We start from the raw sequence: 12635 nt of genomic DNA, 5'->3' as shown, positions 1-12635 counted from the left end.
TGCTCATGCCGTACCTGATAATCGAGCACCTTGAGGAGCTGAGGGAGTGGGTTCTGCTGGAGTACCGGCACGCGAGCGAGTGGTGGGGAGAGAGGCTTATCTTCACCAACGTAGAGCCCCACGAGAGGGAAGAGCTGGCGAAGCTCGGCGGGGTTATACCGCAGAGTGTCACTGAGTTCCCCTTCGACAGGTCGAGGCTCATAATCCTCGACCCCTTCGCAGAAGAGGAGCTGAAGCCGGAGGACATTGACGAGGACACGATGATAGTGGTCGGCGGAATCCTTGGGGACTTCGAGTTCACGGGCAAGACCAAGAAGTTCATCACGTCCAAAATCGAGGGGGCCAGGGCCAGGCACATAGGAAGCGTGCAGTTTTCGATAGATGGCTCGGCCATCGTCGCGAAGCTGATAGCGGAGGGGAAGAGACTTGAGGAGATAGAGTACGAGCTGAACCCCACGATAAAGCTCGACGAGTTCAGCGAGATAACGCTCCACTACGCTGTTCCAAAGCTCGATGGGAAGCTCCTGCTCACGCCGGGCCTGATAGAACTCCAGAAGAGGGAGCTTGGATACACTGAGGCTGACACTGAGGTAAGCGACGAGGAGCTGGAGGCGTTCTTTGAGGGGAAAGGGGAACTCTAGTCCTTCTTCCACTCCTCCGCGAGCCTCTCTATCTCCCTCCATACCTTCTCTCTGTCGGCTTTGTCAACCACAAGAAACACGTCCTGAACGGAGCCGTCGCTTTTGGCTATCAGCTTCAAACCAGTTGCCGTTTCCCTCGAGACCTTTATCTCGAAGCCCCTAGAATCGCTGGCGTAAATCCTGCCAGGGATTACCTTCTTAACCCCTGGGATCTGGGCTATCTCTTCGAGCGGCCGCTCAATACCCTTGAGAAAGTGGTGCTCCCTCTTGACGCCCCTCTTGAAGTGCTTCGGCATGTTTGAGAATATTAGGTGGGCTTTTTAGCGTTTTCTCTCATTTCTTCACCACGAAGAACCCCACGAACCCTATGACGGCCAGGAGAATGACGGCAGTCCAGAAGGCGACTTCATGCGTCTCCGGGGGATGACAGGCTCTGAACGACACGTTCTCGGCATTCACAATGAACCCGCTGCCCGCGGGCTCTCCAAGCTTGAACGCCTTCAAAGTCCCGTTGTAGTGGATGACGTAAACCGCTGAAATCGAACGCACAGGGACTTTCTCGTTCCCAAAGATGAGGAGCTCGCCGGTGGAGTTCGCATCGGGCGCGAAATAGTGCATCACATCGGGAGGGATCATCAAAATGCCGCTTTCCAGAGGGTAGACTCTGATATGTTCCGCCTCCTCCTCGCTCCAGAGGTAGGGTCTGAGCCTTTCCAGGGGTATGGAAACCTTCCCCCTGCCCAGGGCTACGATAAGGTTTCCGTCCCGCAGGTCCGGCTTAAGGGGGGATGGTGGACTTTCCGGGTTATCCCCGACGAGGCGGGTTCTGCTCCCCTCCTTAACGATGGTCACGCCCTTGAAGTAGGCTCCGTTCTCCGCTCTGGTCAGGTCCAGCGTATCGACCGTCACGTTCTTGGCGATGTTTATCGCCACGAGCTTCCACGGCGCAACCCTGACCACGAGGTAGGGCATCGCGATGGCGAAGTCCATCTGATAGTCCTCAATCTCCGGCCTTATCGTGGTGACCCTCTCAAAGCAGTCCTCCCCCAGACGGAAGACTTCAAGTGAGTTGTTTCCGATTGTTGGGGTGATGAAGACGTAGTAGAAACCCCTGTACCAGTGAACCACTGGCTTCTCCCATGATTCGTCTATTAGGTATGTCCCGCTGGAGTTGGCGTAGAAGTTGAAGCTCAGACAACAGACGGTGGGGACGAGCGAACCGCTCATGGAGGGGGAGTACGTTGTGTAAGTCACCGAAAGGATAGCTGAATCGCCTGAGATGACGACCACATCAAACTCCAGCCTTTCGGCCCCGTTGTACCCTGCAGAAGCCTGAGGAAGAGGGGCGAGAACTGCCAGGGCTAAGAAAAGCAGTCCAATGGCCCTCCTCATAGCTATGCCCTCTTCCCGACCTTCACGGCAACGCCCTTCTTAGCCCTCACCATCTCCTCGCCGCTGAGGACGGCCTTCCCGACGCCAATGACTCTCCCGTCCCTAACAACGCCAACGATGTCGTCCGGACGGATTCTCTCATCGGCCTCGCCAACGCCCACTGCGAAGACATCACCGCGAAGGTCGAAGTCTATCTTCACCCAGTAGGACTTGGTTGCATCATAAATCCTCTGCATGCCGAAGGGCGTCACGCTTATCACGCCGTCCTTGTAAGTTCCCGTCTGCTGGCCGTCGACGAAGAGGCGAAGCATCTTGGAGCCCTTAACCTGGCCTTTATCCGGCAGGACGGCTTCTCCAGCGCCGGGACCAAAGTAGAAGTCAAAGACCTTCCTTATGCCCTCGAAGTAGCGGTATGTCCTATCCTCCTTGGTTCCCTCAAGCTTGAACTCCCTGAGGGTTTCAGTCAGTGACCTGAGACTCTCCTTGCTCGTGGTCCCGTTCTCAACGCGGGTGAAGATTATTTCCCTGCCGCTTATCTCCGAGGCGAGCTTGGCTATCTCCACGTAGGCCTCGTCGAGGTGGGCTATTATCGGGACGTCCTTCGGGTACTTCTCCAGGGTCTTCGCGAGCAGCTCTGCCGCTGGCTTGATCTCCTCCTCACTCCAGTGACCGGTGACGACTATGTCGTACTTGGCCAGCCATTCCCACTCCCTTGGGACGACTCCGAATGGAGAGGTTAAAATCAGCTCGTGGATCTTTGCTATGCCAGAGCCTAGGGCTTCTTTCATTGCCTTGCGGTAGAGCGTGTGGGAGCGCGAGTGGGAGTAGGGCTTTTTAGCTGAGCAGGGGAAGAGGAGGAGCAACTCGGTGTTCTTGGGCGGAACGAACCTCTCCACAACGCGAGCATGCCAGCGCTTAACCTCAGGCCTCCTTATCGAGGCGTCGCTTATGAAGTAGACCGTCTCCTTCTGGATTGGAGTGTACTTCTCAAGGTAATCACCGTGCTCAAGGTCGGCTATCCGCAGTATTCCCGCGTGGTACTGGGTCGAGAAGTAGTTCTCCACCAGATAGCGGAGCTTGCCGCTTTCGAGGGCCTTTCTCACTTCCAGAATCGTCTTCCTCGCAAAGTCGAGGGAGTTGGGTTCATCGCTCCAAAGGAAGGGACTGAACTGGGTGAAGCCCCTGCCCTCGAAGTCATACAGTTTGAGCGAGCGCGTGTCGAAGGCATCGACACCGAGATAAACTGCCAGCGGGTAAAAGAAGGGCTCCAGGTCTGCTATTATCATGATGTTGGGAAACCTCTCGCGCAGCTCGCGCAGAATTCTCACGAAGTAGCGGTACTCCCTCACCAGAATCTTTGAGTTGCCGAGGTAGACGGCATCGAAGTTATAGCGCTCAATTATCTTGAAGAACTCCTCTAAATAGGCGGTCCTTCTCAAAGCGGGCAGATAAAAGGCGTTGAAGCCCTCGTAGTTTACGCTCCAGAGCCTCCCGAGGGCTTTTTCTATCACCTCGTTTGGCGTGTAGAATCCCAGGGGTATAGAGGGAGCCAGATTGAAGTCGTACTCCCCGGGTTCGGAAGGGTGGAAGAAGGAGTTGAACGGGGATAGTGTGAAGTCTACCCCCACTAGGGCGGGAGTTCTGAACGTATGCTCCCCGAGCCTTACGAGGCCCAGCCTTCCTGGCCCTTCGTGCCTGATGACTTCCATAGCCAGGCCTCAGACGAGGTTGTACCTCTGGAGGAGGAGCAGTTCGTCGAGGGTGAGCTTCTCGCCGCGCTTGAACTTCTCAAGGGCCTCGACGGCCTTCTCGAAGCTCGCGTCCTTCTTGGCGCGCATCCTGGCTACAAGCCTGTAGGCTATGAGTTCCTTGTGCTTCTCGTCGTACTCCCTTATCTTCTTCTCTATCTCGCGGAGCTCTCTTCTGACGTCCCTGACCTTTTCGCGGAGCTCGACGACCTTGGCGTGGTACTCGTCGGCCTCCTTCTTGACCTCGTCGGCCTGGTTGAATGACTTGATCATCATCTCGTGGAACTGCTGGCTCTGGTTCGCGAGCTTCTGTATCTCCAGACTGATGGCTTTTCTGGCCTTTTTGAGCTGGTCCACCTTCTTTCTGGTCTCCACGAGCCTGTTGTGGAACCTCTGGGCCTGCTGGATTATCTCAAGCTCGGTCGCCAGAACCTGAATCTGGTCGACTATCTGCTTCTCCCTGTCGGGGGTGATGTTCGGGTTGGTCTGGAGCTCCCATTCGAGCTTCTCGATGCGCTCCTGTATCCTCTCGGGCGGCATCTTGAGCCTGCGGAGCTGGTTGTACTCGTCCCTCTTCGTCCTGTACTCGAGTATCTCCTGGTAGAGGAGATCGAGCTTGGCGTTTATCTCCTCGCGGTTCTTCTTGAGCTCCTGTATCTGCTGGTTGATTTCATCACGCTTGGCCTTGTATTCGCGTCCCTTCTGGCGGAGCTGCTTGACCTCGTTGTTCTTTTCATCCCTCTTTTGGATCCAGATTTGAAGCTCCTTTTCGAGCTCCTCAAGTTTGGCCCTTATCTCATTTCTCTCCTTTTCAAGGGCCTCTATCTCCCTCTTGATCCTCTTAATTTCCTCTGGGTCTACTTTCACTTGCATCTCTCTTCCCCTTCCCTATTTTTAGAACAGCGTTCTTCGCTCCAAACATCTGGACTGAAAAAGGTGGGAGTAAATAAAAACTTTTTGGCTTTGTCCCGGCCGGCGGCCCGAAACCAGTTGGGAGTAAATGAAAACTGAAAGCCTCAGGAGCTCTCGCCCCTCTGAGTGTAGGGCATGAACTCAACCGTCCCCCTCTGCTTCATCGGCTGCTTGTACATTTCCATCAGGGCGTACACTTCCTCTGGGACGTCCGTGCTGACGTGGAGCCCCAGCTCTCTGGCGTGCTCGTAGGTGATTGGATAGTCGTGGGTCCACCTGCCCTCTGTCAGAACCTGCGCCAATTCTCTGGCCTTTTCGTCGCCGTACCTGTCCTTCAGGAGGTCGTATACGAAGTCCCTGACCTGGACTATCGCCTTCTCGGCCACATCCGCAAGGATAAGGGTCTGATCGTCAACCTTGTCGGCACCCTTCTTCTCCACAGCCTTCACGATGCTGGGTGCTGGGTACTGACCCAGCTGGGGGTCAACGGGCCCCAGTACTGCGTGGGGATCCATTATTATCTTGTCCGCGGCAAGAGCTATCAGCGTCCCTCCGCTCATCGCGTAGTGGGGCACAATGACCCTCGTCTCTGCGGGATGGTCTTTGAGGGCCCTGGCTATCTGCGTGGCCGCCAGAACCAGGCCGCCAGGCGTGTGAATTATCAGGTCAATGGGCTTGTCCTTGGGCGCCATCCTGATGGCCCTGAGAACCTCCTCACTGTCCTCGATGCTTATGAACTTGTAGAAAGGTATGCCGAAGAGGCCGACGCTCTCCTGCCGGTGGATCATTGTGATGACTGTTGAGCCCCTTTTCTCCGAGAGCTTTTTGAGCATCCTCGCCCTCGCAGCCTGCAGCCCTTTGTACTGCATCTGGGGCCACAGCAGGATGTACAGGAAGAACAGCCACCAGAGCAGGGAGCCGAAGAACCCGGTCGTCGCGTCCGCCATGTCATCACCGGATAAAATTTGGGGAGGGGGGTATTTATAGGATTTGGTTCAGCCCTTTATGACCTGTGTCCCGGTCTTTCCTTCCAGGGCCTCAACGGCCCTGTCGAGCGCCGCTATGACGGCTCTCTCACCGCCCCACTCGACGAAGCGTATAGCCGCTAAAACCTTCGGCCCCATGCTTCCCTTCTTGAAGTGTCCTTCCTCGTAATACTTTTTCAACTCCTTCACGGTCACCTTTCCGAGCCACCTCTCGTCCGGCCTGCCGAAGTTCACAGCGGCGCCGTTCACGTCGGTAAGTATCATGAAGATGTCGGCGTTAACCTCTTCCGCAAGCTTCTCACCGGCCAGATCCTTGTCTATGACCGCTTCAACGCCCTTCAGCTGTCCGTCCTTCTCGATAACCGGGACGCCGCCACCACCGCTCGCTATGACGATGAAGCCCTTTTCCACCAGGTCAACTATGATCGGCGCCTCGACGTGTCCTATTGGATCTGGACTCGGAACGACGCGCCTCCATCCCCTTCCGGAGTCTTCTATGACCGTCCAGCCCTTCTCGGCGGCAAGCTTTTTTGCCGTCTCCTCGTCGTAGAAGGGTCCCACCGGCTTGCTGGGGTGCTGGAAGGCCGGGTCGTCCTTGTCAACTATGGTCTGGGTGACTATCGTCGCCACAGGCCTGTCCACACCCCTCCTCCTTAGCTCGTTCATTATCGCCTGCTGGATCATGTAACCTATCTGTCCCTGGGTCATGGCCCCAGCAACGTCCATGGGCTGGGCCGGGATGCCGTGAACCTGCTGTCCAGCGTCCATGTGGAGGAGCAGGGCCCCAACCTGCGGCCCGTTTCCATGGGTAATAACGACCTCGTAATCGCCGTCAAGGATGATATCAACGATTTGCTTAGCCGTTTTTCTCACGTTCTCCATCTGCTCCTCGTAAGTGCCCCTCTGGCCCCTCTGGAGAATAGCGTTCCCGCCAAGAGCGATAACAACCCTCTTCATTCTCCCACCTCCGGGATGGATAACTCAGCGCGGGAGAATAAAAACGTTCGTTAGGAGCCAGCCATGTTCACCGAAAAAAGGTTCGGTTATTGGATGGATAAGTTGGCAAAGATAAAATGGAAATGCCCCGCCTGGAAGTCAGAGGTACCACTCGGAGAAGTTCCCAAGGCCGAGCCTCTCAAGCGTCCTCATGACACCAAGGGCTATTCCTTCGACCTCTATCCCACCAGGGAGCTTGTAGGCATCGCCGACGATGTAGACGTCCTTGACTGGGAAGTCCTCAATGACCTGGCCGCTGGCGACCCTGTTGACGGGATTTCCGTTGAGGTATGTCTGGATCAGCAGTATCTCGCCCTCCTCGTCGAGGTTCGGGAAGATGCGGTAGATGTCCTCGATGCCCTTCCTCTGCTCTGCCTTGACGTTCCTGTCCTGCAAAGCGTGGTGGAGCATTACCAGGGTATATCCCTCCCTCGCCAGCTCTGGGGAAAGGCTCGAAGGCTCGTTGTAGCCGTTTATCCTCTCGGTGTCAAGTGTGAAGACGACGGTGTTCCCTATCCTTGGCCCGCCCTTCAGGACAACGTTATACTTGATGCCCTCGCTCGGCTTGAGGGCGTTCACCCGTTTGAGGTAGTTCCGGTCGAAGTTCTCCCTTCCAATCAGCTCGACCGTCTCCCTGATGCCGATGTTGGAAACGAGCACGTCGTAGGCGAACTCCTCACCGTCGGAGGTAAAGACCCTCTTCGCCTCGGGGTCAATTTCGACGACCCTCTTCTTCGTGAGGATTTTTCCGCCGTTGGCTTCCGTTATCCTTGCCAGCTCTCCGGTTATCGCCCTACAGCCGCCCTTGACCAGTCCGGGCCCACCCCATTTCAAAGCCGCCTTTATCTCCCGCGCAAGCTCGCCTGCCGGGACGTCAAGGACGCTGTCGGCCCAGCCAAGGAAGCTTTTGATGAACAGATCAACGAACTCGTTGTCGCCTATCCTTTCCCTTATCCACTCGCGCCCGCTCATCTCGGCCTCTTCTTCGGTTGGGAGCCTGTTCCTCTTGATGTCCGCGAGGAGCTTCATCGCTTTCGCCTTCTCCTTCAGACCGAGGTATCTCCAGCCGTCTCTGTAGTGGAAGGTCTTACTCTTGTAGAATATTCTGCCCTTGGGGTTGGAGTTTACTATGGTGACGTCCGCGCCGAGGAGCCTGAGGAGGTGCGCTAAGGGCCCGTCCTCCCCGTGGGGGAGCATATGGAAGGCTCCCGTCGAGAGCCCGAACCCTTTATAGTTTAAATTTGTGAAGCGGCCGCCGACGTAGGGAGCCTTCTCAAGGACAGTAACTTCGTAACCGTTCTTCACGAGAAAGGAGGATGCTAAAAGCCCGCCGATTCCGGAGCCTATGACGACTGCCCTCATTCTACCACCTGAGAATGTGGGGCTGGGGGAAATATAAGGGTGTCGGAAGGCGTTAAAGCCTCCACTCCACACCTAGCATCTTGCTGTATGCATCGAGCACCCTTTCGAGGTACTCCTTGGCGGTGCCGACCTTGTCGAGCCTGAACTTTTCGGCCCAGCGCTCGTTTCCGAACTCCTCGCTGCCAGCGGAGACCAGGTCAATAACGCGCATGCTGTCCCAGAAGACGGGGGTGTAGCCGGCCTTTCTGGCGTACTCTATCAGCCTCTTTATCTGCTTCTTCGCGTGCTCCTCCATATCGACGTTCTCGCCGTAGGCGTCCATGAAGAGGGCCTTCAGAACTGGCTTCATCCAGCCGCGGTGGAAGCGGCACCAGCCGATGTTGTCGTACCAGAACTCCCATAGTGCTGAGGCAATAATCTTGCTTGCAAGTTCCTCGGGCTCGAGGAAGACGCCGAACTGGTAGAACGTCCAGTAGCGACCCTGAATCGGGAGCGGGATGTAGTTTCCTATCGCCCAGTACATCGTTGGCGTCATTTCGCCGTCCTCGCCGAGCGGGGTGAAGACCGCGTAGTCCTTGAAGCTCTCGCCGTACTTGAGCCTGTCCTTGAACCTCTCGTCGAGTATAACGCTGGCCTTCCTCTTTCCAAGGCCGATTATCTTGGCTATCTCGTTCTCGGCGAAGGCCACCCTGCGGGCCAGCTCGGCGACGAGCTTGGCGTTGGTCTCGCTCGCCTCAACAGGCCTCTCAAGCAGGGCCTCCTTCGTGAAGTCGGGCTTTCCGCTTAATCCAACTTCCTCTGGCTTCAGCAGACCGCGGTGAACGAGTTCGAGAACCCACGCTGCCGTTCCTCCAAACTCTATCGCGTCGAAGCCCATCGCATCTGCCGCGTGGACACTCATATCGCTGGCCCTGAGCGAGATGCTGCCGCTCAGAGGGCCGTTGGCCTCGTAGGGCTCGTACTCGACGTGGTGCCCCCTGCGGTGCTTCTTACACACGACCGGACAGGGCTCGCCACAGGTCGTCCAGTTCTTGGGCTTTATGGCCTCCTCATTGAAGGGCTCCCAGTAGTGCTTCATTATGTTCTCGTGTATCCTTATGCGCTCCTCTTTTTCGATGTACGGCATCTGCCAGTTCAGGATGGGCACGAAGTCGCCTTCGGCCGGGTAGTTGCCGCCGAAGGTTCCACCAGTGTTGAGCTTGGGGTTGAAGCGGTACTTTGTTGTTTTCTCGCTCACGACCTCGTTGTAGGGCTTCTTGTGGACGCCCTCAACGATGGCCTTCGCCGTCCTGAAGCTCCCTATGTTTTCGCCAGGGAATTCCCTCTTTCTGGGCTTTCCGCCGAATATTATTCCGACGACGTTGTGGGCCCTGAGAAGAACCGAACCGGGGCCACCGCGGGCGGCCCAGTCCTCGCTCCCCACGAGCCTCTCTCCCTTCCTGAGTGCCTGGGAAAATATGGCGCCGTAGTTGGTGTTCAAAGCGGCAGGCCCGACAACGGCAACCCTGTATTCGAAATCAAAACGCTCTCCGAAGCTGTCTATGAGGTACTGGGTGAGGGCATACACGCCCTCTTCACCCTTGTAGTCCCTCCATATCTCGATGACCTTCTCCAGCTCTATCTCGTGGAGCTCGACTTTAACGTTTTCACCGTCGTTGTAGAGGAGAACGACAACAGGCTTTTCGGCCTTACCTTCGAAGGTCACGAAGTCAACACCGACGTTCTTGAAGGCGTATGCCGCCCCTCCCATTGCGGAGGGGAACAGGGTCCCGTAGAGGGGGGAACGGAAGAAGAACATGAGCCTGTGTGCCCCGGGCAGGGTTGAGCCGGAGAAGGGCCCCATGCCCATTACCATGACGTTCTGGGGGTCGTACGGGTCAAATTTGTGGGTCTCAAGGCCTTCGTGAACGTGAATCCCGTAATCAATTATGCCATATATCCCTTCCCTTTCCAGCTCCTCACTCTTCACGCTTTTTTCGCTCAGGTCGAGCCTGAGAACGGTGAACCTCATGTTCTCACCCCTTTGTATCACTCCGAGTGTTAGTTTTGGGTGAAGAATATTTAAGGCTTCCGATGGGTCTAACTAAAAAGTTGGAGCGGGAAGTATAAAAGATTTAGGCTGGGAAGAGAAAGTTAGAAAAGAGGGTCATTCAATGTCCTCGAAGCGCTCCTCAAGCCTCTTGAGGACGCCTGGAAGGGTCGTGTACTCCATGTCCTCAAGCGGCAGCCTGTGTGGCTCGAAGGGCCCGTGCCTGCGCATGTACTCGGTTATCTCAAGCGCCTTCTTCCTGGCGTAGTCAAAGGCAGGATCGTCGAAGAGGTCGACAGGGCCGACGAGCTTTCCTTCGGGGCTTATCTGCCAGCCGAGCGCGACGACCCTCGGCGGACCGTCGAATCTTGTCGGGTTGGCCTGGTGCATGGGGACTGGCATTATTGGGCCGTTGTGAGAGCCGCGCATCCAGCCGCTGACGAGGTGCGGGAATGCGAAGGGCTCAAGGACTTCTCCCAGGGCCGGCAGGCCGCTCTGAGCCCTGACTATGGCTACCGGATCGTCCTTTCCGACGTATTCTCCGGCAACCTCAAAGAGTTTCTCCGTGCTGACGACGGCGACGGGTTCGTCCGGGCTTATCCTGTGGCCCTCCTTCGGGAAGACCCTCTTGATGACGTACCTTGACTTAGCGCCGATGAGGGCAAGGAGGTCGTAGAGCTCCTCGGGGGTATTGAGGACAACGCGCTTGTGCCGGAGGATGTCCCAGACTTCAAACCTGAAGCCCATGTGCATGTTTGGGTCTATGACGAGGCCGGCCGTGTTGAACGGGTCGGCAAACATCCTGAATATCGGGAGGTTGAAGGCACCGGGCTCGGTCTTGTCCATGTGGAATGTAACGACCGGCTCGCTCTTCCTGAGGGTTATCTCCATTTCTGCTATTCCTGGTCCCATACCCCTTATGTTTCCGCTGAAGGCGTCCTTGAGGAGGTCTTGACCGGCTCCGTAGAGGCCGAGTTCCTTGGCTACCTTCGTGGCCTCTTCAAAGGCTCTCCATGCCAATCCATGTATCTCGGGGCTGTCGGTGCCCTTCCGGTGGGTCATGATGAGCTGAAGGTCGTCGCCGCAGGTGGCGACGTAGAAGTCAGCTATGACCCCCTCCTCAACGGCCTTTGACAGAACCTCTTCGGCGGTCTCGACAAGCTGCGGGTGAACCCTTGAGTGGCCGGGCCAGCCGCCTATGTCCGCCTTGATAACGCTGATGGTGATCCTGTCTCCGACTGACATAACTACCACCCAAAGGGCTTTAACCACTTTTATGCTTATAAAACGTTAATATCACCGCCGATGATACACATAGAAGCGTTAAATCCCTGATCCAGCTGGAAAAAAGGAGATAACGGCTCACTCGCAGATGTCCGTCCATCCGAACTTTTCTCTGGCCACCCTGATAAGGTTCTTCAGTTCTTCCCTTTTGATGTTCACGCTGGAGCTTGCACCCACCAGGGCGATAATGCCATGAACCTCTTCCTGTACCTGTATGACATCATCGTGGACTTTGATGATGCGGAGCTCCCTTCTTGCCGTCTCATCCTCGCTTATGCGGAACTTGTCCTTTCCAATAACAATGGGTTCTTCCATCGGTGCCACCCTCTGTATTTTTTGTGTTAAAGTTAATAAAACTTCCGCATTGGGGGAAAGATTTAAATATCCATCCCTACCCACATATGAGTAAGAGGTGAACAAAAATGATGCTCATACTCGAGGCCTACTTCAAGAACTATCCCGCTAGGAGGAAAGTCGCGGAGTTCCTCTTTGAAAACGGCCTCAGCGTGAAGAACGGCAGGATATACCTCAGAAACGTTGAGGTGCCCATAAGCGAGCTCGCCAGGGTCATAGGTGTCAACAGGAAAATAGTCTACCACACCATCGAGTACATAGAGAAGACGTACCCGCTCAAGCTCATCTTCGAGCAGCTCGCCCCGCTGCCGAGCCTGATTGACGTCGCGCCCCTGATGGGGTGGGAAGTTCTGGAGATAGAGCTGGAGAAGGACAGCTACCTCCGGGGGTTTTCGGAGGCCCTGAGGCTCCTCTCCGACAACGGCGTTTCGGTAATGGAGGTGTTCAGCAGAAACCTGCGGGAGGAACCCACTAAACTCTACATAGTCATAGACGGGACGCTTCCCGTTGAGGTCTTCATGAAAGTGAAGGAGATGGAGGGCTTCAGGAAGCTCATCCTCCACACTCCTGAGAAGGACAAGGAGAGGTTTGTGTGTAAGTACTGCGAGGTCAAGTACTGCCCCAAGAGGGTTCTCCTTGAGCGGATAGAGGCTACCCCGTGACTTTAAACCCTTCCAGCCCCTCTGGTTCTTCCCATTTTACCTCGACGCGCGTCACCCGCGCCAGCGGCGGCCCCTGGTGGGCCCAGCCGATGAGCGTCTCAACCCTTTCAGGGTCGCCCTCGACAACGGCCTCAACCGTTCCGTCCGGAAGGTTCCTCACCCATCCGCTGACACCGAGCTTTCTGGCCTCCCTCTGCATGCTCCACCTGAAGCCAACACCCTGAACGCGCCCGTAAATCCTGAGATGAGCCCTCACCCGCTCCATACCA

Annotated in this window: 13 protein-coding genes; 2 read left to right on the top strand and 11 right to left on the bottom strand. The window is 56.1% G+C overall.

The features are described 5' to 3' along the window. Window positions 1-5: 5 nt before the first annotated feature. On the top strand, window positions 6-641 hold the full coding sequence (locus E3E36_RS04595; RefSeq protein ID WP_167894783.1) for a hypothetical protein: 636 nt from the start codon (window positions 6-8) through the stop codon (window positions 639-641). Here E3E36_RS04595 and E3E36_RS04590 read toward each other — a convergent pair. From E3E36_RS04590 to E3E36_RS04545, 10 genes are all read right to left on the bottom strand, one after another. Next, window positions 638-937 (bottom strand): DUF2103 domain-containing protein, encoded by a 300-nt coding sequence (locus E3E36_RS04590; protein WP_167894145.1) that lies wholly within the window; start codon window positions 935-937, stop codon window positions 638-640. The two genes, E3E36_RS04595 and E3E36_RS04590, sit on opposite strands and share 4 nt — an antisense overlap. 37 nt (window positions 938-974) lie before the next feature. After that, window positions 975-2033 carry a hypothetical protein gene (locus tag E3E36_RS04585; protein ID WP_167894144.1) on the bottom strand — a complete coding sequence of 353 codons (1059 nt, stop codon included), beginning with the start codon at window positions 2031-2033 and terminating at the stop codon, window positions 975-977. Between the two features lie 2 nt (window positions 2034-2035). Next, window positions 2036-3742 carry an archaeosine synthase subunit alpha gene (gene arcS, locus E3E36_RS04580; protein ID WP_167894143.1) on the bottom strand — a complete coding sequence of 569 codons (1707 nt, stop codon included), beginning with the start codon at window positions 3740-3742 and terminating at the stop codon, window positions 2036-2038. A 9-nt stretch (window positions 3743-3751) separates the two neighbouring features. Continuing rightward, window positions 3752-4654 (bottom strand): coiled-coil protein, encoded by a 903-nt coding sequence (locus E3E36_RS04575; protein WP_167894142.1) that lies wholly within the window; start codon window positions 4652-4654, stop codon window positions 3752-3754. Window positions 4655-4797: 143 nt separating this feature from the next. Beyond that, window positions 4798-5640: an ATP-dependent Clp protease proteolytic subunit gene (locus E3E36_RS04570; RefSeq protein ID WP_167894141.1), complete on the bottom strand. Its 843-nt coding sequence runs from the start codon at window positions 5638-5640 to the stop codon at window positions 4798-4800. Between the two features lie 48 nt (window positions 5641-5688). Beyond that, entirely contained in the window at window positions 5689-6636 is a 948-nt protein-coding gene (gene arcC / locus E3E36_RS04565; RefSeq protein WP_167894140.1) for a carbamate kinase, read from the bottom strand. Between the two features lie 138 nt (window positions 6637-6774). Further along, window positions 6775-8037, bottom strand: coding sequence for an NAD(P)/FAD-dependent oxidoreductase (locus tag E3E36_RS04560; protein ID WP_167894139.1), 1263 nt, complete (start codon window positions 8035-8037; stop codon window positions 6775-6777). A 52-nt stretch (window positions 8038-8089) separates the two neighbouring features. After that, window positions 8090-10048 carry a glyceraldehyde-3-phosphate:ferredoxin oxidoreductase gene (gene gor, locus E3E36_RS04555; RefSeq protein ID WP_167894138.1) on the bottom strand — a complete coding sequence of 653 codons (1959 nt, stop codon included), beginning with the start codon at window positions 10046-10048 and terminating at the stop codon, window positions 8090-8092. A 135-nt stretch (window positions 10049-10183) separates the two neighbouring features. Further along, window positions 10184-11311: a fructose-1,6-bisphosphate aldolase/phosphatase gene (gene fbp, locus E3E36_RS04550; RefSeq protein ID WP_167894782.1), complete on the bottom strand. Its 1128-nt coding sequence runs from the start codon at window positions 11309-11311 to the stop codon at window positions 10184-10186. A 117-nt stretch (window positions 11312-11428) separates the two neighbouring features. Next, entirely contained in the window at window positions 11429-11665 is a 237-nt protein-coding gene (locus E3E36_RS04545) for a hypothetical protein (protein ID WP_167894137.1), read from the bottom strand. A gap of 107 nt (window positions 11666-11772) precedes the next feature. On the opposite strand from E3E36_RS04545, the gene E3E36_RS04540 reads away from it, so the two are divergent. Next, window positions 11773-12366 (top strand): regulator of amino acid metabolism, contains ACT domain protein, encoded by a 594-nt coding sequence (locus E3E36_RS04540; protein WP_167894136.1) that lies wholly within the window; start codon window positions 11773-11775, stop codon window positions 12364-12366. Here E3E36_RS04540 and E3E36_RS04535 read toward each other — a convergent pair. After that, a complete protein-coding gene (locus tag E3E36_RS04535) occupies window positions 12356-12631 on the bottom strand; it encodes an acylphosphatase (RefSeq protein ID WP_167894135.1) in 276 nt (91 codons plus the stop codon). The two genes, E3E36_RS04540 and E3E36_RS04535, sit on opposite strands and share 11 nt — an antisense overlap. Window positions 12632-12635: the final 4 nt, after the last annotated feature.

Origin of the sequence: Thermococcus sp. M36 (assembly GCF_012027355.1) — an archaeon.
In the GTDB taxonomy this organism is placed as follows: Archaea; Methanobacteriota_B; Thermococci; order Thermococcales; family Thermococcaceae; genus Thermococcus.
Note: the sequence above shows the minus strand (reverse complement) of the source record. Positions and strands in the feature narration are given on the sequence as shown.